At 42.3% G+C, this 21703-nt stretch carries 17 protein-coding genes; 5 read left to right on the top strand and 12 right to left on the bottom strand.

Translation table 11 applies throughout. The annotated features are described in order from the left end of the window. The first annotated feature begins 200 nt into the window (after positions 1-200). Positions 201-857 carry a ribosome biogenesis GTP-binding protein YihA/YsxC gene (yihA, locus tag PSH50_RS09800; RefSeq protein WP_054982948.1) on the top strand — a complete coding sequence of 219 codons (657 nt, stop codon included), beginning with the start codon at positions 201-203 and terminating at the stop codon, positions 855-857. A 10-nt stretch (positions 858-867) separates the two neighbouring features. Here yihA and PSH50_RS09805 read toward each other — a convergent pair whose 3' ends face one another. The 3 genes from PSH50_RS09805 to polA all read right to left on the bottom strand — a co-directional run bounded on the left by PSH50_RS09805 (position 868) and on the right by polA (position 5409). After that, positions 868-1386: a DUF1285 domain-containing protein gene (locus PSH50_RS09805; protein WP_273586607.1), complete on the bottom strand. Its 519-nt coding sequence runs from the start codon at positions 1384-1386 to the stop codon at positions 868-870. Further along, on the bottom strand, positions 1383-1970 hold the full coding sequence (locus tag PSH50_RS09810) for a YceI family protein (protein WP_029773395.1): 588 nt from the start codon (positions 1968-1970) through the stop codon (positions 1383-1385). Before PSH50_RS09810 ends, PSH50_RS09805 begins: the two co-directional genes overlap by 4 nt. 709 nt (positions 1971-2679) lie before the next feature. After that, the gene (gene polA / locus PSH50_RS09815; protein WP_273586606.1) at positions 2680-5409 is read right to left on the bottom strand and encodes a DNA polymerase I; all 2730 of its coding nucleotides are present in this window, start codon (positions 5407-5409) and stop codon (positions 2680-2682) included. A 524-nt stretch (positions 5410-5933) separates the two neighbouring features. Here polA and elbB point away from each other — a divergent pair. The 3 genes from elbB (at position 5934) to PSH50_RS09830 (ending at position 9936) form a co-directional block, all read left to right on the top strand. Continuing rightward, a complete protein-coding gene (gene elbB, locus PSH50_RS09820) occupies positions 5934-6581 on the top strand; it encodes an isoprenoid biosynthesis glyoxalase ElbB (RefSeq protein ID WP_029773398.1) in 648 nt (215 codons plus the stop codon). A gap of 203 nt (positions 6582-6784) precedes the next feature. Next, on the top strand, positions 6785-7180 hold the full coding sequence (locus PSH50_RS09825) for a cytochrome c5 family protein (protein ID WP_004589305.1): 396 nt from the start codon (positions 6785-6787) through the stop codon (positions 7178-7180). Between the two features lie 182 nt (positions 7181-7362). Further along, the gene (locus PSH50_RS09830) at positions 7363-9936 is read left to right on the top strand and encodes a diguanylate cyclase (protein WP_273586605.1); all 2574 of its coding nucleotides are present in this window, start codon (positions 7363-7365) and stop codon (positions 9934-9936) included. Here PSH50_RS09830 and rep read toward each other — a convergent pair. Next, positions 9929-11947 (bottom strand): DNA helicase Rep, encoded by a 2019-nt coding sequence (gene rep, locus PSH50_RS09835; protein WP_004589303.1) that lies wholly within the window; start codon positions 11945-11947, stop codon positions 9929-9931. The two genes, PSH50_RS09830 and rep, sit on opposite strands and share 8 nt — an antisense overlap. A 161-nt stretch (positions 11948-12108) precedes the next feature. Here rep and PSH50_RS09840 point away from each other — a divergent pair, with 161 nt between their 5' ends. Continuing rightward, positions 12109-12372 carry an accessory factor UbiK family protein gene (locus tag PSH50_RS09840; protein ID WP_004589302.1) on the top strand — a complete coding sequence of 88 codons (264 nt, stop codon included), beginning with the start codon at positions 12109-12111 and terminating at the stop codon, positions 12370-12372. 79 nt (positions 12373-12451) lie between these two features. Here the strand turns inward: PSH50_RS09840 and PSH50_RS09845 are convergent, their stop codons facing one another. The 8 genes from PSH50_RS09845 to ilvG form a co-directional block, all read right to left on the bottom strand. Then, positions 12452-13099, bottom strand: a complete 648-nt coding sequence (locus PSH50_RS09845) for a short chain dehydrogenase (protein WP_273586604.1) — start codon at positions 13097-13099, stop codon at positions 12452-12454. 8 nt (positions 13100-13107) lie between these two features. After that, on the bottom strand, positions 13108-13767 hold the full coding sequence (gene can, locus PSH50_RS09850) for a carbonate dehydratase (RefSeq protein WP_024032154.1): 660 nt from the start codon (positions 13765-13767) through the stop codon (positions 13108-13110). A 64-nt stretch (positions 13768-13831) separates the two neighbouring features. Beyond that, entirely contained in the window at positions 13832-15007 is a 1176-nt protein-coding gene (locus tag PSH50_RS09855) for a methyltransferase (protein ID WP_273586603.1), read from the bottom strand. Between the two features lie 62 nt (positions 15008-15069). Continuing rightward, positions 15070-16056: an ABC transporter substrate-binding protein gene (locus PSH50_RS09860; protein WP_039972499.1), complete on the bottom strand. Its 987-nt coding sequence runs from the start codon at positions 16054-16056 to the stop codon at positions 15070-15072. Positions 16057-16200: 144 nt separating this feature from the next. Further along, complete coding sequence (ilvA, locus tag PSH50_RS09865; RefSeq protein ID WP_273586602.1) at positions 16201-17754, bottom strand: threonine ammonia-lyase, biosynthetic; 1554 nt, start codon at positions 17752-17754, stop codon at positions 16201-16203. 2 nt (positions 17755-17756) lie between these two features. Continuing rightward, a complete protein-coding gene (gene ilvD / locus PSH50_RS09870; protein WP_024032149.1) occupies positions 17757-19613 on the bottom strand; it encodes a dihydroxy-acid dehydratase in 1857 nt (618 codons plus the stop codon). Between the two features lie 105 nt (positions 19614-19718). Beyond that, entirely contained in the window at positions 19719-19961 is a 243-nt protein-coding gene (gene ilvM, locus PSH50_RS09875) for an acetolactate synthase 2 small subunit (protein WP_004589295.1), read from the bottom strand. Beyond that, on the bottom strand, positions 19958-21607 hold the full coding sequence (gene ilvG / locus PSH50_RS09880) for an acetolactate synthase 2 catalytic subunit (protein ID WP_004589294.1): 1650 nt from the start codon (positions 21605-21607) through the stop codon (positions 19958-19960). Before ilvG ends, ilvM begins: the two co-directional genes overlap by 4 nt. Between the last annotated feature and the right edge of the window lie 96 nt (positions 21608-21703).

Genomic DNA, 21703 nt, shown 5'->3' on the forward strand with positions numbered 1-21703 from the left:
CTGGCACGTTTTCTACTCATATTAAGCTTATAATTTATAGGGTTTTGACCTAGATTAACCTTTAAGCAGCTTTAATAGTGCCATTTATAGAGTTTTTAGGTGTTTAAATACGCTTTTTAATACATCCTTTATAGTATAAAATACGCGCCCTGAGTGAATTTAGCTCAATAAGATTAACTTTTACGTTTTTAGGAGAGCCTGTGCTCAAATCTCGTATCAAATATAATACTGCGTCTTTTGTAACAAGCGCGCCAGACATCACTAAATTACCTGCTGATACGGGAATTGAAGTCGCGTTTGCGGGTCGCTCTAATGCAGGTAAGTCAAGTGCTCTTAATGCACTGACAGATCAAAAACTTGCTCGTACCAGTAAAACGCCAGGTCGTACGCAGTTAATCAACACCTTTGAGTTAGGTGAAGTAGACGATATGCGCTTAATCGACTTACCCGGTTATGGTTTTGCTAAAGTACCTATTGAAATGAAAAAGAAGTGGCAAAAGTCACTAGGTGAGTACCTACAAAAACGTCAAAGTTTAAAAGGTATTGTTATATTAATGGATATTCGCCACCCATTAAAAGATTTAGACAAAGATCTAATTAACTGGGCTATTGGCAGCGAAATCCCGGTATTGGCGCTTTTAACTAAAGCCGATAAGCTCAAGCAAGGTGCGCGTAAAGCACAAGTACTGCAAGTACGCCGCGAATTAAGTGAACTAGACGGTGACATCACTGTACACGCTTTTTCATCACTTAAGGGAACAGGTTTACCAGAAGTCGCTAAAAAGCTAGATGAGTGGTATTTAGGGCCAATTGTGGCTGTTGCACCGCAAAGTGATGAAGACAGCTCAGACGCTTAAAAATAAGCACCTACGAAAGATAAAATTTTCCCCCTGCTGATTTTATAAAATAGCCGCGCTCATCAGCGTCGGCTATTTCAGCCCACTGATAAAACACACTCCGTGATACCCGCGCGCTACACCCATAAGGTAATTGCAAATAAGGCACCGCTGCATTTTTATAGTTTTTTATATAAAGAGGCTGCTCAGCACTGATTAACCATTGCCGTGCTAAATTATCTACACAACGCATAACCTGCCCTTGCGCTGTGCTTTCAATATGCCAGCTTACGATAACGAAAGGCGCATCTTGCACCTCTATCGCTATTTTTTCGATGGGTGTTTTTAAATAAAACTGCTCACCTTCTTTGCATAAAACACTGGCAAACAGTTTTACCATCGCGGGGCGAGTAATTTCGCTGCCATCGTAAAACCACTGCCCTTGCTCGTTAATCATAATCGGCAGCTCACCACACTGGGCAGGCTGCCAACTATCAAACGGTTTGCTAGGCTCGCTTAATTGCTTACTAAGCGCCGTTAACGAGATCACTGTTTTTTAAGTGTTAGCGCAAAAGTAACTGGTACGGCTGTAGCAACTCCAGGTAAACCAGCTAATTGCTGTAGCTTTTTAACGCCTTCAGTCACACCAAAATCTTGGCTATTTACAATCACAGGCGTAAACGACGACACGCTTAAATCGCCATTTTCGGCACTGCTAACAAGTACATTTATTTTTAATGGCTTTTTATTACCATGAAAATCAAGCTGCGCATCAACCTCTTTTAATACATGCTGGCCCGGTTTTTTAATATTACTTAATTGCTTTTTTAAATCCGCAGTTAAAACTGCATGAGGAAATTTAGTCGCTTCAAATACAAATTGAGTTAAACGTTCATTGCGAATAGGGATCAGTGTTTCTGCAGAGGTTAAGTCTATATTTACACTAAAAGCACCACTGTCTGAAAGTGTTCCTTCTAGGTTAGTAAAATGATGTGCCTCAGCAATCGAGTCTTTTTTGATAGAAACAAAACTTAATTGGCTCTTGTCATTGACTAGCTGCCAATCTGCATGAGCGGCATTAGACAAAGCAACACTTGATAACGATAAACCGATAATGGCTAACGTTTTAAACATAACGCACTCCTAAAATAAAATGAGAATAATAGCGCTTTCGATACTATCACCTGAAATAGGGGCAAACCACCTCAAATTAAAGACGGCGCTAAATTACTTAGCCCGTACAGTTATTAAAAAATTAATAACGATATAGCAGCCTATAACTGATGCTTTTTAGGGACATACCGCACACCCACGCTAATCATTGCGTGAGATAGCTTTACTTGCCTACGTTTGCATTAGAACTGCTTTATACATATACCCGTTTGAGGGCGCGCTAGGTATGGCAAAAAAAATAATAAACATAAATGAGCATAAAGTGTGAATAGTAAAAAAGCGCTTAGAGGAGCCATTTAGCTTTATAGGGCAATCTAATGAGGAAGAAAAAGCAGCCTGCTTAAAACAAGCAGGCCGATATAGCAAACTGGGGAGAAGCTATCAATTTGTTGCACCTTTTCAGATGCATCATCAACAGGATGTCCTACAGGATGAGGACGCGCGCACTTTAGCAAAAGCGCGCATAAAAATACAATGATATTCCGCCAAAATAGTTCGAATTGACGAACATATAACTATTTAATACAAATAGTTGCTTAAATTAACCTACTTTTAACTAAACTTTGTTTACGCATATAAATACTTATATCGATTCGCTTAATTGAGTGGGTTATTTAGAGGCAATAAAAAAGCGCCTTGCGGCGCTTTTAAAATATAAGCATGTTTTAGATTAGTGGGCTTGCTCCCAGTTTTCACCTTCGTCAGCTTCTACAATTAAAGGGACATCTAAGCTAGCCGCTTGCGACATTAGCTCACAAATCTGCTTTGTGTATGCTTGCGCACAATCGGTTTTAATCTCAAACACCAATTCATCGTGTACTTGCATAAGTAACTTAATGGTACTGGGAGCTTGTTGATTAACCCAGCTATGCACGCTCAGCATTGCTTTTTTAATAATATCAGCGGCTGTACCTTGCATTGGTGCATTGATTGCTGCGCGTTCGGCGCCTTTACGGCGAGCTCCATTACGTGCATTAATTTCTGGTAAGTGTAAACGACGCCCAAAAATAGTTTCTACGTACCCGTTCTCGGCCGCTTTTTCGCGGGTTGTTTCCATGTACTCAAGTACCCCAGGGAAACGCTCAAAGTATTTATCTATGTAGTGCTGCGCTTCGTGGCGTGGCACATCAAGCTGACGCGCTAAACCAAAGGCTGACATGCCGTAAATTAACCCAAAGTTTACTGCTTTAGCTTTACGACGCATATCTGTGGTTACATCCTCTAGCTCAACCCCAAATACCTCAGCAGCGGTTGCACTGTGTACATCTAACCCATTAGCAAAGGCATTTAGTAGCCCTTTGTCTTGCGATAAATGCGCCATAATACGCAGCTCAATTTGACTGTAATCGGCAGCCACAATTTTATAGCCTTGTGCCGCTACAAATGCCTCACGTATACGACGTCCTTCTTCAGAACGAATAGGGATATTTTGTAAGTTAGGATCGGTAGAACTCAAACGCCCGGTGGCCGTAACAGCTTGATGATAAGAAGTATGCACGCGCTGTGTTTTCTCATTAACCATCAATGGTAATTTATCAGTGTAGGTTGATTTAAGCTTAGATAAACCACGGTGCTCAATAATCACTTTAGGTAATGGGTAGTCATGGGCAAGTTCTTGTAGTACTTCTTCAGCCGTTGAAGGTGCACCTTTAGGTGTTTTTTTAATGACTGGCAGCTCAAGTTTTTCAAATAAAAGTACTTGCAGCTGCTTTGGCGAGCTTAGGTTGAATGGTTCGCCAGCTATCTCAAACGCTTCTTTTTCAAGTTCAAGTAAACGCTCGCCTAAACGCTGGCTGTGTGCCGCCAACATGTTGCTATCAATTGCTACGCCGGTGCGTTCAATATCAGAAATAACATTTACTAATGGCATTTCTATTGTTTCAAATACTGACTTTAACTTCTCATCAGCTTCTAATTTTGGCCAAAGTACTTGGTGTAAACGCAGTGTAATATCGGCATCTTCTGCTGCATAAGGCGCAGCTTGCTCAAGCTCAATTTGATTAAAGGTAAGCTGCTTTTTCCCTTTGCCGGCTATATCTTCAAAGCTAATGTTTTTATGGCCTAAGTATTTAAGCGCTAATGAATCCATGTCATGGCGCGTGCCCACGCTATTAAATACATACGACTCAAGCATAGTATCAAACTTAATGCCATTGAGCTCATAGCCTGCATTAGCCAGTACGCTCTTGTCGTATTTTAGGTTTTGCCCTACTTTAGCTTTGTTAGCATCGGCGAGGATTGGCCCAAGCTTTTGCATTACATATTCAAGGCTTAATTGCTCTGGTGCACCCGGGTAGTCGTGTGCAATTGGTAAGTAAGCTGCTTCGCCTGCTTTTACAGCAAAGCTCATACCTACTAACTGCGCTTGCATGTAATCAAGACTGGTTGTTTCGGTATCAAAGGCAAATAACTCAGCGCTATTTAGCTGCTCAATAAGCGTATCAAATTGTGATTCGGTTAAGATAGTTTCGTAATGAGCGTCTTCTACTTTTGGCAGTTCATTCGCCTCAGTAGGGAGCGCTTTTTCTGCATCTTTTGGATTATCAAGCAGCTCAGCTAACCAACGGCGGAACTCACACTCACCATACAGTGCAATAAGCTCATCTTTATTTGGCTCTTGTACTTTAAAGGTATCTAGGTCTGACTCTACCTCAACATCACATTTAATGGTGGCAAGCTCATAACTAAGTGGTAAATGATCAAGGGCGTTTGCAAGCTTCTCACCAATCTTGCCTTTAATGTCGCCGGCATTATCAATTACACCTTGAAGCGATCCATATTTTTGTAGCCATTTAACAGCTGTTTTAGGTCCACAGCCTTCAACACCTGGGATGTTGTCAACCTTATCACCCATTAGCGCTAAATAGTCGATGATTAGCTCAGGACCCACACCAAATTTTTCAACAACGGTTTGAGGATCTGAAATGCTGTCGGTCATGGTATTGATTAGCGTAACATGCTCGTTAACTAGCTGAGCCATGTCTTTATCGCCTGTAGAAACCAATACATGGCGCTTTTGCTCAGTTGCTATTCGTGAAAACGTACCAATAACATCATCGGCTTCAACCCCTTCAATACTAATTAGCGGAAAGCCCATCGCTTTAATAATACTGTGCAGTGGCGCTATTTGCGTTCGTAAATCGTCAGGCATAGGCGGACGGTTAGCTTTATACTCGCTATACATATCGTTTCTGAACGTTTTGCCTTTGGCATCAAACACCACCACCATGTGGCTCGGATCATATTGTTTGATCAAACTTTTAAGCATGTTTACCACGCCATAAATAGCGCCAGTTGCTTCACCTTTAGAGTTGGTTAAATGCGGTGGAGAATGATAAGCACGAAATAAATATGAAGAGCCATCAACTAAAATTAGCGGGTTTTCGGGGATCTGAGCCATGGTGAATTTGGATCCTAAATACAAAAAAGTAATATTATTACAAGCATGCCATAAGGTTGTGAATAAAACGACAGTGAATTACGCTTAGTAGCCATAATTATTGCGGAGCAACCTGTGGATAACTTTGTAGATAACAGCCACGAGCTATTCCTCCAATGCATAATAAAATGCTTAGAAAAATAAATAACTGCTTGTTTTGTTTAAAAAAGATAATACGAGGTTCTTTTTTTATTATTTTAAAACCAATGTGGAAAAAGGTTTTCTAACTGATACATCCGCTGTTAGTCACTTTAGTTATTTGTATCCATTTAAATAACCGGAGGAGTATTCTAGCATAATGGATCAAAGATCATAGCGATCCTTTATAATTTTTTTTACAAGCGCACTGGCAAAAATGGCATAAACCGCAATACAACTTGCACTGCGAATACTTTTTAAACTAAAAAATTATTTTAGTGTGTGTTTTGGCCCGTGTTAAACTTCATCCAAACGACTTATTTAAAATACTTAAGGAGCACAAAAGCATGAAAAAGATAGCTGTAATATTAGCCGGCTGTGGTGTGTACGATGGCAGTGAAATAAACGAAGCAGTATTAACACTGCTGCACATAGCTAAAAACGGTGCTGCATATCAATGTTTTGCTCCTGATATAGAACAACTTCACACTATTAATCACCTCACCGGTGAAGAAATGCCAAGCAACCGTAATGTACTCACTGAGGCAGCACGCATTGCCCGTGGTGATATAAAATCATTAAGCGAATTAAAGGCATCTGAATTTGATGCGTTAATAGTACCGGGGGGATTTGGCGCCGCTAAAAACTTATGTGATTTTGCCGTTAAAGGCGCTGATGCGCAGATAAACGACCTAGTATTAGAGGCCTGTAAACAGTTTGCTAATGCACAAAAAGCCGCTGGCTACATGTGTATTGCGCCGGCTTTAATTCCGTTTATATATCCCAATGCTACTTTAACCATAGGTAATGATGAACAGACCGCTAGCGCTTTAACCCAGCTAGGCTCTACTCACGCAGCCTGTGCGGTTGATGATATTGTGATTGATGAGGACAATAAACTCGTTACCACCCCTGCTTATATGCTGGCGCAGTCTATTTTAGATGCCGATGCGGGGATCGAAAAACTGGTTAAAAACGTACTAGCATTAGCTTAAATAGTGATTTACTAAGCCACCGATTATAAATGTTTGTTAACTGAAACATGCAATTTTATTGCGTTAACGCAAAAATTAGCCAGTTTTATCGATAAAAACACCAGTGGGCGTTTTATAAATTGTTACACAAAGGTATAATCGGTTTAATTTCCGTCATCTATAATCGTGATTGATCACGTTCAAATCGAAGTGAGCAAGGCAAAATGAAAAAACTATCAGCTGCAGCATTATTAGTGCTAGCAACCACCGCATACGCACAGCCATATGATAACTCTATGACTGAAGATGCGATAAAAAAACGTTTAGCACCAGTTGGCGCTGTTTATCTTGAAGGCGAGAAAGCTGCTGCAGCCGCAGCCCCTACTGGCCCTCGCTCTGGTGAGCAAGTGTACCAAGGCGCATGTTTTGCCTGTCACGGTACTGGCGCACTAGGTGCACCTAAATCAGCTGATGACTGGGCACCGCGTATCGCTAAAGGTAAAGATGTACTGCTTGATCACGCTATCAACGGTTTTAATGCGATGCCGCCAAAAGGAACATGTATGGATTGTTCTGATGATGAGATTAGCGCAGCTATTGATTTCATGACATCTAAATAATTTAATTAAACCCCTGATAACTAGGGTGATTAATTTAAAAAGGCCTATTTTTATAATAGGCCTTTTTTTATTCCTAAAATAATCTTTTTAGTTGCTGTTTTGGGGCATTAGTTACTTGACGATCGCAACTAAAAGTGAAATTATACGTCTAATAAACATACAATAATAAAATAATATGATTCATGTCATCGGAAGATAAACCCGCGGCACCGAGTAAACTAGCGCACCAAAATAAACGTCTTAAAGCGCTATTAGAAAAGTATAAGCAATCTCACCACTTACAAAATGCCCTGATCCAGCTATCAGAGCAAGCAAGCTCTGTTGCCGAATTAACCTTACTTTACCCCGCTATCCATGACATTTTACAAGCATACCTACCTAGTAAAAGCTTTTACGTGGTGCTTGCTAATCAATATACTCATGCCTTGGAACTTTCTTATTTTTGTGATGAAAAAGATGGTATATCAGTCGCCCTCAATCAAGATAATAGTTTTGAAGAAGGCGCTACAGGCTACGTTTATAAGCTTGGCAAAACCACCTGCTTTACCAAACAAGAGATGCAAAGCGCTGCACAAAACGGCTTATTTAAAGCACTAGGCTCACCTGCTGAGTACTGGGTTGGTGTTCCTATTTATCAAGAGCAAAACATTATTGGCGTACTTGCTGCGCAAAGTTACGATAAACACCAAGATTACAGCAGCCAGCAAGTGCATTTACTCGAAGTAATGTCTTTATACTTAGCCACAGCCATAGAGCGAGTTAAAAAAAGAGAGCTGCTCGAATCTGAAGTAAAAATTCGTACCCGTGCGCTCACGCAAAGTAATGATGCGTTAAACCTAGAAATTGAACAACGAAAACGCGCACTACAACGCCAACAAATTTTGTTTAAAATATCGGAGCTGGCAACGCAAGCGCAAAACTTAGATGATGCCTATGTAAAAATTCATCAAATAATAAAAACCATTACATACGCAGAAAACTTATACATTGCACTTTATAACAAAGAGACTGGTTGGATTAGCTTCCCGTACTGTGTGGATGAATTTAAAGACAACACCGAGCCGAGGCCGTTTGCAAAAGGTTATAGCGAACTGGTTATTAGCAGCGAGCAGACCCAACTTATTCACCCTAGTAGAGCCAAAGAGCTATTAGAAAGTGGTGATGTACAACGAAATAAGCCAGTACCAGAGGAGCAAATGGCCACCAGCTGGCTAGGTGCGCCGCTTAAAACATCGCAAGGGGTTATTGGCTTAATTGCATGCCAAGCGTATAATAATAATCATATTTTTAGCAAAGACGACTGCGAGCTTATTACGTTTGTATCACACCAAATTGCCACGGTTTTACAAACAAAGTTAGCCACTCAAGCACTTAAATCTAGCCACCAAGAGTTAGAGTATCGAGTTAACGAAAAAACAAAGGCGCTGCAACAAGCTAACCTACATTTACAAATGCAAATTGATGAGCGTAAAAAAGTAGAGCAACAGCTTTATCATGATGCGCATCACGACTCATTAACGGGCCTGCCTAACCGCAGCTTGTTTTTAACCCAGCTAGAAAAAACACTGCAGCATTACCATCGTTTTCCTGATCATCACTTTGCTGTGTTATTTATTGATTTAGATAAGTTTAAAGATATAAACGATCAACTAGGTCACCATGCCGGCGATCAATTTTTAATAAGTGTGGCTGATTTATTTTCGCATTGTATTCGCGAACACGATTTACTCGCTCGCCTTGGTGGTGATGAATTTGTAATTTTGCTTACCCACTTAACAGAGCTACAACAAGCAGAAGATGTAGCTGATCGCATTATTAATATAATGAAAAAGCCATTTTGCAGTAAAGGTACCTGCATTCAAAGTGGTGCAAGTATTGGTATAACGTACTCAAATTCAAGTTATCAGCATACCGATGAAATTATTCGCGATGCCGATGCTGCTATGTATTATGCTAAAAATGCGGGGCGCGACCGCTATGAGCTGTTCCACCCGTTATTAACGCAAACACTAACAAGTGCAGAATCTCCAGCACAGCACCATCTTGATTCACTTCCGATGAGTTTTAGAAGTGCAGATATTATAAACCTTGATGAACAACAGCAATCAGAGTCACTGTTTGAAGCCTTTGGTGAACACCCTGTATTAGGCTATACCAGTTTTGAAGTGCTGAAAAAGTTTGCAACCGATAAAGAGCAGCACCTCCAAGTTGAATTAGAACTCTTGCAGCACGCCTACGCCCACGCCTTAGCGGCAAATGTAGCCATGGTATTATTGCCATGCTCAGGGCTACTTTTAGAAGCGCTTGAATTTAATTTATTTACTGAGGTATTAAGTAAGCTGCAAGGGCAAAGCCAACTGTGTTTATTGTTTGACGACCAAGAAATACGTTACGCCTGTGCAACTCAGCTAGAAAACCTTAAAAAGCTCTCGCAGCTTGGCTACAGCATTGGCTTAAATAACTTTGCAAAAGACCGCTGTGAGCTAAATGCACTGACCGACATTACCTTCGATTATGTACTACTTAGCTCAACCTTTAGTAAACGCGTACTGCAACAAGAAAACTTTAACTTGCAATTACAAGGTGTACTGGCAATCACTCAGCTAAAAGGCATAAAAGTCATTGCCAAAGGCCCTTCTATACTTAACTTTAGAGCCTTGCTAGATAAATACGGACTAAACTTATTTGTTGCTAAGCAGCAAGGCTTATCGGAGTCAGTAGCGGCTAATAACAACGCCGCGCAGTCTATTAACTAGGTTTTTTCAGCATCGCCCTTAAGTTAGCGACCCGTGCTTGGCCTTTTTCCATGCGCTCAGCTTGCGAGCTTGGGGCTTTTTTGTTTTCAAACGCTAGGTCATCTTGCGGTAACTCTTGCACAAAGCGGCTTAGCTCTGTTTGTGAGGTTTCGCCAAACTGACGACGTATTTTTGCATATGTTAGTGTCAGCTCTTGCTGGGCCCGTGTGATCCCTACGTATGCTAAACGGCGCTCTTCATCTACGTTTTCTTCGTCAATACTTACTTGGTGTGGCAATAATCCCTCTTCCATACCAACCATAAATACGTACGGGTATTCTAAGCCTTTAGATGCATGCAAAGTAAGTAACTGTACCGCATCAGACTCATCTTCTTCCTCGTTACGCTCTAGCATATCGCGAAGCGTTAATTTACTAACCACTTCAGGTAAGGTCATCGGTTCGTTATCGGCATCTCCGGTGAGCATATCGGTGATCCAACGATACAGCTCAGAGACGTTTTTCATGCGCATTTCTGCCGCTTTGGCACTTGGCGATGACTCATATAAATACGCTTCGTAGTTAATATTACGTACCAAGTCTTTTACCGCTTCGAGCGTATCGCTACGCACTGCATTATCTGAAAGCTCAACAACCCAACGTGCAAACCCCGAAAGCGCATTTAAGCCACGCCCTTTAAGGCGGTAGCCTAGGTCGTTATCAAAACAGGTGGCAAATAAGCTTTGGTGCTTTTCGTTTGCAAGTGTGCCTAGCTTTTCAAGTGTAACGGTGCCTATTTCACGGCGCGGCGTATTAACTATGCGTAAAAAGGCGTTATCGTCGTCTTGGTTAACCAACAAGCGTAAATACGCCATAATATCTTTAATTTCTGAACGCGAAAAAAACGACATTCCGCCACTAATTTTATAGGGAATGCGGTTACTCATTAATGATTTTTCAAAACCGCGTGCCTGGTGATTACCGCGATACAAAATAGCGTAATCTTTATAGCTGGTGCGCTTCATAAATTTATGAGAAATTATTTCAGCAACAACTCGCTCGCACTCATGCTCTTCATCCCTACAGCCAATCACTTTAATCGGCTCACCGTAACCAAGTTCACTAAATAGCTTTTTTTCGATATCGTGCGGGTTATTGGCAATTAAAATATTTGCAGCTTTTAGAATGCGCTGGGCACTACGGTAGTTTTGCTCAAGCTTTATGAGCCTAAGGCCGGGGTAATCCTTACTTAACAGTACCAAGTTTTGGGGGCGGGCTCCGCGCCATGAATAAATAGATTGGTCATCATCCCCTACCACAGTAAAACGCGCTCGCTCGCCTACTAATAACTTAACAAGCTGGTACTGGCTGGTATTGGTATCTTGATATTCATCCACCAGCAAATACCTAAATCGTTGCTGCCAACGCTCTCGTGAGGTGGCATTACTACTCAGTAATAAGGTGGGGATCATTATTAAATCGTCAAAATCCAGTGCGTTATATGCTCGCAGCTGATTTTGATAACGCGCGTAAAGCTGCGCAAATAAGGCTTTTTGCGCATCACGTGCTTCGCGTATGGCTTGCTCTGGCAAGATTAATTCGTTTTTCCAGCTGCCTATTTGCATTTTTAATAGATTAAGTAGGTCTTTGTCTTTTTTTAGCTCGTCTTCGGTTAAATCACCTAACAGCTGGTTAGTATCTTGGTCATCAAACAGCGAAAAACCTTCTTTAAAGCCAAGTGTTTTGAGCTCTTTTTTAATTATTTCAAGCCCTAGGGTATGAAAGGTTGATACCCACAGCCCTTTCGCCTCTTGCTTATTAAGCGTTTGTAATACACGCTCGCGCATCTCTTTGGCCGCTTTATTCGTAAACGTTACCGCAGCAATATTACGTGCTTTGTACTCGCACTTTTGCACCAAATAAGCAATTTTGTTAGTGATTACGCGCGTTTTACCTGAGCCTGCACCCGCGAGCACTAAACACGGACCACTAATATACTTTACTGCTTCATCTTGTTTTGGATTGAGTTTCATAACGACCATGGAGTTTTAAAAGGCAGCTAATTTTACCGTAACCACAGATACAGGCATAGCCATTAGATTAATTAATTCCATTGTGGTGATCATGTATTAAATACCTTAGGTATAAGGTAATATTAGTCATTATCATTTTAGGGCAACAGCAAGGGACGATTATGATCAATCCAGCAAAACTTGAAGAAATTGCTAAGCAAATCACCAACAACATGCCGCAAGGTGTAAAAAACCTAGCAGATACACTGGAAGGTAAAACCAAACAAGTTTTACAAAATAAGCTGGCTGAAATGGACTTTGTTAGCCGCGAAGAATTTGATGTACAAAGCCAAGTACTTATTCGTACTCGTGAAAAACTCACTGAGCTTGAAGCAAAAGTTGTGTTACTAGAGCAGCAACTAAATGCTAAAAATAACGCCGAGTAGCACGTATTACGTCTGTATACTCAGCCACAAAAAAAGCAGCCAAGGCTGCTTTTTTGCTTTTAGTTTTAACATTTACCCACTATGTATTAAAAAGTGCATCTAATACATAGTATTGCAGTGATTGTTGCTGCGCTAAACTTACAGCGCACACTTTTAGCGCCACTTGCTTACCCGTAATGGGTTTATAACGTTTTAAAAAAGGAAGTTGAGTAATAACAGGTAACACAAATGCGCCTATTTGCTCAGCTATTCGTGTATCGTTTCGCTCACCAATCAATAAAGACGGCTGGAATATACTTACTTTTGCAAAGCCCAGCGTTTTTATGTGCTGCTCAAGCTCGCCTTTCATTTTTAAGTAAGGGCTGATGCTGTGCGCATTAGCGCCGCTTGATGACACTAAGCAATAATGGCTCACTGCATTGTTTGCCGCCATTTGCGCCGCAATAAACTGATAATCAAAATCAACTTTACGCTGCACCGCGGTTGAGCCAGCCTGCTTTTTAGTAGTGCCCAAACACGAAAAAAACACATCCCCTTTAAATAACGCGCAGTAGTTGGTTAAACAATCAAAATCAATAACCTGATTAGTGAGCTTAGTATGTTCAACGCCCAGCTTACGGCGAGTTATAGCAATCACATGGCCAAACGCAGGGCTTTGCAGTAAAAGCGTTAATAGCTCACTCCCCACAACCCCTGTTGCCCCTATGATTATCGCCGTTTTAGTCATTGTTTAAATTACTCGCAACCGGCTTTAGCGAGTACATGTGCAACGGCTTTTTTATACACATCGCCTTCTTCATCGGCGCAGGTTACAACCGATGATAAGTCGTGCAAGTGGCCGTTCTCTAATCCATATACCCAACCATGAATTGTGAGCTCTTGCCCTTTATCCCATGCATCTTGAACTATGTTTGTTCTGCACACATTGCGTACTTGCTCAATAACGTTTAGCTCAATTAAGCGACTTAAACGCTGTTGCTCATCCATTGCATTAAGCTGCTCTAAGTGTTTTTCTTTTACATCGCCAACATGGCGTAACCAATTATCAATAAAACCAAATTTGGCGTTATTTAATACCGCTTGTACACCGCCACAGCCGTAGTGGCCAACCACCATAATATGTTTTACTTTAAGCACCTCTACCGCGTATTGCATTACCGATAAACAGTTATGGTCAGTATGTACTACCACATTAGCTACATTACGGTGTACAAATAATTCACCCGGCAGTAAATCAACAATTTGGTTGGCAGGAACACGGGAGTCTGAACAGCCAATCCACAAGTACTCTGGGTTTTGTTGCATTGATAATATTTTAAAAAACTCAGGGTTGGCTTCGGTTGTACGTGCAGCCCAACGTTTGTTGTTTTCGAATAAATTTTTTAGCTTTCTCATTGCATCTCTTATTTAGGACGGGATAGAAATTACACCCCAAAAAAGACAAATAATGAGCGCCTTTTTAGTTGGTGTTTGCAAGAATTAAAATATTGCGAGGAGTTAATTGTTTCTCACAAAAGGTGGTAACTGAAACGTGATAACCTTGCTGTTGCAAATATAAAGCACGATCGAGCACAAGCCAAACTTCTATTGCTCTTCTAAACACATGTCGAACCAGTTCGATTCGCTCTGTTACTTTTTTACGCGCCTTACCAATTAATAAAAACTTATCGTAATCAGTATCTTGAGGGATACATATAGACTTTTTATCCCCCGCCCAAGCACAAAACTGTGCAAACGTATCAGAAAACACGGCTTTGTTAACTGAAGGCACACTCACGTAATATTGCTCATGAGTGAGTGACTTTCGAAGTGCGTCAAACCCTAAGCGCCATTCCACCTCAGTTTTTCGTATTTTAGCTACACGTGAAGGAGCTGTAACTGTTTCTTGCAGCGCCAGTTTTAGATCGCGGTGCGTTAAATTAAGCTTACTAGCAAGAGCAAGCTCACTCATTGCCTGATAACGACTATCGGTAAATAAGTGATAACAGCACGGCGAAAAACTAATACGTTTTACCCTAGCGGCGCTGGCGTGTTGCATAAATGTTTGGTGCAGTGCGCCACATGCATGCAGTGCAACCGCATGTGTGTCGGTATTAAAAAAATGGCGTGTTTCATCTTCAAGTACATTAGCTTGGCTAAATTTCATCGCTAAACCTTGCTTGCGTGCACTGTGCTCTCCTTGCTCGCAAAGGTGCCCTTGTAGCTCAACACTGTGCACGCTTTGCGCGCCGTTATAAGCAAGCATTCGGCCTAAATGCCCTTTACCTGCGCACCATTCAAGTACAGGCTGCGTGCTACTTGTTAATGCTGAAACAAAGTCTTGCAGCTGCTCAAACTTACGCCCTTTAATACCGTTACTTATCCAAAACGGGTATTCACCGCGTTGCTGCTGGCTTTTTGGTAAATTGCACAGCTCAGGTAGCTGCTCTACCCCAGCAATAAACGGGCTAAAAAATTGATAAAGCTGTTGCTGATCGTTATCAAGCCTTGCGACATCTTCATCTGATAAGTTATTTAACGCCGCTTGTAGCTCAGGCCACGGTAATTCATCAAAATCAAATGCTGTACATTGCCAATATTCGCGGGTATTCATTAGCACTGCATCGAGTGCTGCAAACTGCTCAGCTAGGTTCATAACAACTTAAAATAGTAAAAAGACGTTTAATTATACCAGTTGCGCAGAGCAGCATTAAGCGGTTATTTTTTTCCAAGTATTAAACGCAAATAAAGGGGGATCGAAATAATACTCACAATAAAGGCGGCTATTAGCATCCACGACAGTTGTAATCGCTCTGGCTCTTGGTATTTATAAACAAACCCAGCTTTGTGCTCGTCAAATTGCGTTTGCTTAATGCCATAATAATCTGCAATTAAGCGCCACTTAGCCATCGACATATTCCCTAAATGGGTCGTAGGCGGCATTATGTAGTCTTTCAATACTTCGGCTTCATAAGCTAGCTGATGAAAACTTTTGTTTGGCGCATACACTTGTTGAGTAATTGCAATGGCTTCATCCATATTCATCATCGCATAGCGCCAACCTTTTAAGCTCGCTTGGTAAAACTTTTCGACCGTTTGCGGGTGCTTTTTAAGCATTGATTCGCTGGTAAATAGCACATCACCATACACATCCATACCATAGCGCTGTGGGCATATAAGGCGGTGCGATACCCCTTGCTGAGTCATAAAGTAAGGCTGAGTGGTGACATACACTTGCATTGCATCAAGTTTGTTTTCTTGCCACGCTTGTAGCGCAGGCTCATCGCCTTCGTATACCTCTAAAGTAGCAATATCAATACCGCTGCGTTTAAGCATAACTAGCAGCTCGGTACTGTCTTTTTTACTCACTTCGGTAATACGTTTAGCGGTAAAATCGCGGGGGTGAAAAATATCAGAGCTGTCTTTTACCATCCAACAGTAAGGAGAAAACTGTAAAATAGCCGCCATTGCTACAAACGGTTGGCCGTTTACTCTTTGTTGTAAAATACCCGAATGCGCTACGCCAAATTGGGCTTCTCCACTTGCTACAGGCGTGAAAGTGTCAGGCATTTTAGGATTGGCTTCGCGTATGGTTACATCAAGTCCGGCGTCTTTGTAGTAGCCTTTTTGCTGAGCCATATAATAGCCGGCGAACTGAAACTGGTGGGTCCATTTTAGTTGTAAGGTGACTGATTCTTGAGCCATTAGTTGGCTGCAAAAAAGCAAAATTACAAATATTAATCCTTTAATAAGCAACTGGGTGTTCCAAATAGTAGTCATTAGCTGTAACTATATTTAAAACACACGATAAAGCAAGCATGCAAACGTGCATACTTGCTTATAAAAACCCTAAGCTGAGGCTAAATTGTCAACGTTTGGGCTTTGTGGCTGAGAGGTTAAAAACTGCGTAAAACACGGGTTATGTGTTTCATCTTGTACACTGTAACCTAAGCGATTTAAGTGCTCGTTAAACATATCAAATTGGCTTGGCTCAATAGCAAAGCCCGCCAGTACATTTCCGATAGACCCCCCATGATTGCGATAATGAAATAAAGTAATATTCCAATTGCTACCTAGGGTATCTAAAAAGCGCGCAAGGGCTCCTGGGTATTCCGGAAATTCAAACCGTAATAACCTTTCGTGTAACTGCTCCGGTGCTTTACCCCCTACCATATAACGTACGTGTAATTTAGCGAGTTCGTTATCTGATAAATCGCAAAATTGGTAGTCATTGTTAGTTAGGTCTTGTTTTAGCTCGTTGAGTTCTTGCTCACCCTGGCGCAGGGCAATACCTACAAATATTTGCGCTTCACCTGGGCCTGCATAACGGTAGTTAAACTCAGTAATAGCCCGACCACCTAAAGAAGTGCAAAACTGCTTAAAGCTGCCTTTTTCTTCTTTAATGGTCACCGCAAGTAGTGCTTCGTTTTTTTCACCTAGCGCAGTACGCTCAGCCACATAACGTAAGCGGTCAAAATTTAAGTTAGCACCCGAAAGCACCGCTGCTAAATGCAGCCCTTTTAAGCCCGATTGCTGGCTCCACTTTTTCAGCCCTGCGGTTGCAAGTGCACCTGAGGGCTCTGAAATCGCGCGAGTAGAGACAAAAATATCTTGCATGGCGGCACAAATTTCATCGCCACTGACAGTTACAACTTCATCGCAAAATTTTTGCGCTAAGCGAAATGTTTCACTGCCAATAATTTTAACCGCTACGCCATCGGCAAAACTGCCAACACGGTCAAGCTCAACAGGCTCGCCCGCTTTAAGCGCGGCTTGTAAACATGCACTTTCGTCAGCTTCTACGCCAATGACTTTTATATCGGGGCGTAATGATTTGATATAAACCGCCATACCAGCAAGTAAACCACCACCGCCAACAGGGATAAATACCGCATCAAGCTCGTTGAGTTGCTGCATAAGCTCGCGAGCCACTGTGCCTTGCCCCACTATTACGTCAGGGTCATCAAAAGGCGGTACAAATACGCCATTGCGTTGCTCTGTTAGTTCAAGTGCATGTGCTTTTGCAGCATCAAAATGATGGCCATGTAAAACCACTTCACCGCCCAGTGCACGTACCGCACTTACTTTTATTTCAGGCGTGGTAACTGGCATAACAATAGTGGCTTTATGGCCAAGATGTGAAGCACTAAGCGCCACACCTTGTGCATGGTTACCCGCAGATGCCGTAATAACAACAGACCCTTTTGGTAACTTGTTTAATTTATTATAAGCACCGCGTAACTTAAACGAATACACGGGCTGTTGATCTTCACGCTTTAACCAAACATGGTTGCCTAATTTATCACTGAGGTCGCGCACTTCGCTGACCTCAGTCACTTTAGCTAGCGGTTCCATATTGGCCTGAATAATAGCGCGAAAATAATCGAGCTCTTGAGAAACCATAATTAGCTAAGCTCCTCCAGTTTGGCTAAATCACGTACTGCGCCTTTATCGGCACTGGTTGCAAGTAATGCATACGCTTTTAATGCCGACGATACATAGCGGTCACGATCAAGCGGCTTATACGCTTGCTTACCACGCGCTAATTGCTTTTGTTTACGTGCTTCTAGCTCTTCATCACTTAATGCAAGGGTGATTTCACGTGTTGCGATATCAATGATAATTTTGTCGCCATTTTCAACATACGCAATAGCACCGCCACTTGCCGCCTCTGGCGATACGTGGCCGATTGATAAACCAGAGGTGCCGCCCGAGAAACGACCATCGGTGATCAGGGCACATTTTTCAGCAAGGCCTTTTGATTTTAAGTAGCTCGTTGGGTAAAGCATTTCTTGCATACCTGGGCCGCCTTTAGGGCCTTCGTAGCGAATAACCACAACATCACCGGCTTTTACTTCGTCGTTTAAAATGCCTTCTACTGAATCATCTTGTGACTCGTACACCACGGCAGTGCCTTCAAAATGCAGCATTTCGTCCACTACGCCTGCGCTTTTAACAATACAGCCATCAACCGCTAAATTACCTGAAAGCACAGCTAAGCCACCATCTTGTCTAAAGGCATGCTCAACACTACGGATACAACCATGCTCTCGGTCGTTATCGCCTTCATCCCAACGGCACTCTTGGCTCATTGCTTTTGTAGTACGAATACCCGCAGGGCCTGCGCGGTAAAACTTTTGTGCTGCTTCGTTTGTAGGGTCAGTCGCATCCCACTTTTTAACAAGCTCACCCATCGTCATACCCGCTACGTGGTTTACCGATAAATCAACTAAACCTGCTTTACCTAGCTCACGTACAATTGCCATCATGCCACCAGCGCGATGCACATCTTCTATATGGTACTCAGGTGTAGCTGGAGCTACTTTACATAAAAATGGGGTTTTACGAGAAAGCTCGTCAATGTGCGACATATCAAAATCTACACCGGCTTCTTGTGCTGCTGCTAATAAATGCAATACGGTATTAGATGAACCCCCCATGGCAATATCAACCACCATAGAGTTCATAAAGGCTGTTTTGTTTGCAATTGCACGCGGTAACACGTCGTGGTTGTCTTTTTGGTAGTACTCGCGGCACAAGTCAACAATGCGAGCGCCGGCTTCTACATACAGTTGCTTACGATCTTTATGAGTTGCAAGCGTTGTTCCGTTACCCGGTAGTGCAAGGCCAATAGCCTCTAATAAACAGTTCATTGAGTTGGCAGTAAACATACCCGAACACGAGCCACAGGTAGGACACGCAGAGCGCTCTACTTGCTCTGAATCAGCATCACTTACTGTTTCATCAGCGCCTTTTACCATGGCATCAACTAAATCTAGTTTAATATCGATGTTAGCAAGTTTGGTTTTACCCGCTTCCATTGGCCCGCCCGATACAAAAATAACCGGTATATTTAAACGTAGCGCTGCAAGCATCATCCCTGGGGTGATTTTGTCACAGTTAGAAATACAGATCATCGCATCAGCGCAGTGGCCGTTAACCATATACTCAACAGAGTCTGCAATTAAGTCGCGAGAAGGGAGTGAGTAAAGCATACCACCGTGGCCCATTGCGATACCGTCATCAATTGCGATGGTGTTGAATTCTTTTGGTACGCCGCCCGCTTGCGTGATTGTTTCAGCCATTAGCTCACTAAGCTGATTAAGGTGTACATGCCCTGGTACAAATTGCGTAAACGAGTTAACTACAGCAATAATAGGTTTACCAAAGTCGGTGTCGGTCATGCCTGTTGCGCGCCATAATGCACGTGCGCCTGCGCGTTTACGTCCTTCAGTTGTTGTTGCACTTCTTAATTTAGCCATAGTTACCTCTGTTTTGCCGCTGTGTAAGCGGGCATTCCTCATTCTAAAAATTGTTGAGTTACTGATGGTCATATTCAGTAACGCGTAAATGTGTTTCGTTAGCAGTTACACTGCTTGTTGCTGTAAATTTTCTAAGCTGATTTCTTTAACGTCCACCAACTTATTTAGCTGGCTGGTTAATAGATGAATAGGCTTATCGCTATCGACCGTCATTGCTATCGTATATTGAGCTTCATCGGTATTAAGCTGAAAATGCGTAAGGTCAAAACCACGGTGACGTACAACACGTAAAAAGCGCTCCACCGCAATACTTTGGTTTTTCAATGCAATAGTTAAGCTGTGTTTCATTGTGCTTTCTCCGTAATCATTTCGTCATTTGCAGCCCCTGGTGGTACAAGCGGCCATACGTTTTCTTTATCATCTATACAGGCATGTAAAATATACGGCCCTTCGCTGTTTACCAGTGCAGTGATTGCATCGTCTACTTCGTTGGCTTTAGTAATAGTTTGCCCAGGAATACCAAATACCGCCGCTAACTGAACAAAGTCAGGGTTATCTGAAAGATTGGTTTCAGAGTAACGCCCTTCAAAAAACAGTTCCTGCCATTGACGAACCATACCTAAGCGTTGGTTATCTAATATTAGTATTTTTACTGGTAAATTGTTACGACGTATAGTGGCAAGCTCTTGAATGTTCATCATGATTGAGCCATCACCCGACACCGTTATTACAAAATCGTCTGGGCGTGCTACTTGCGCGCCAATAGCCGCGGGTAAACCAAAGCCCATAGTGCCTGCGCCACCACTACTTAAGTGATTACTTGGGTGGTTAAATTTCATATGTTGCGCCACCCACATTTGGTGCTGGCCTACATCGCAGCACACTACGCCTGTTTTTGGCATACGCTGGCTTAACTGGTTCAATAAATACGGGGCAAATACTTTTTCGCCTGGGTAGTCGTAACGCCATGCGTGTTTTTCGCTCATGAGCTTATTTGTATCGCACCATGCTTTAGGTGTTACAACACACTCAAGTGCGGGTAATGAGGTTTTTAGATCAGCAATTAAGGACGCTTTAGCAGGTTTGCGTTTACCTACTTCGGCCGCGTCAATGTCTAAGTGAATTACTTTTGCTTTGGCTGCAAATTTGGCTAAGTTGCCCGTTACGCGGTCATCAAAGCGCGCGCCTATACATACAAGTACATCACACTCTTGTACTGCTATGTTAGCCGCTTGTGTGCCGTGCATGCCTAGCATTCCTAAGTAGTGCTCGTAATCTGGTAACACACTGCCTAGCGCTTTTAATGTTGATACCGCTGGCATTTGTGTTTTGTTTAAAAACTGCATTAACTCATTTTGCGCATCGGCGGCTTGTACGCCACCACCTACATACGCTACTGGCTGCTTTGCTTCAGTTAATAACTGGTTTGCAATGGCTACTTGGTTTAAATCAAGTTGTGGTAAATATTCATCAGCAGCTAACCAAGGTTTAAAAGGCACTTGCGCCATTTGAATATCTTTTGGAATATCTACAAGCACTGGGCCTGGGCGACCACTTTGAGCTAAGTGCATGGCTTCTTGTAATATTTCAGCTAAGTCTTCTGGGCGCTCTACCATGTAGCTATGTTTAGTACACGACAGTGACATACCTAGTACATCGACTTCTTGAAATGCATCTGAGCCAATAGCGGCAGTCGGTACTTGGCCTGTAATTGCTAATAATGGCACTGAGTCCATCATTGCATCGGCAAGAGCTGTTATTAAGTTAGTAGCGCCTGGGCCTGAGGTAGCAAAACAAACGCCTAATTTGCCTGTGCTGCGAGCATAACCCACTGCGGCAAAGCCAGCGCCTTGCTCATGGCGAGTAAGGTAATGCTTTACAGGCGCGCCATACAGCGCATCGTAAATGGGCATAATAGCTCCGCCAGGGTAGCCAAATACTTCATTTACGCCGTGCTTGGCTAATAAATCGATTGTTAGTTCTGCGCCTGTCATTAATTAATCCTCATTCCTCAGTGACAACCCAATTACATACTTACTTAAAAAACTTATAGCTAATACCAATCCGCAATAATACTTAATTATTTTTAG

Origin of the sequence: Pseudoalteromonas sp. Angola-7 (assembly GCF_028599255.1) — a bacterium.
Lineage (GTDB): Bacteria > Pseudomonadota > Gammaproteobacteria > Enterobacterales > Alteromonadaceae > Pseudoalteromonas > Pseudoalteromonas atlantica.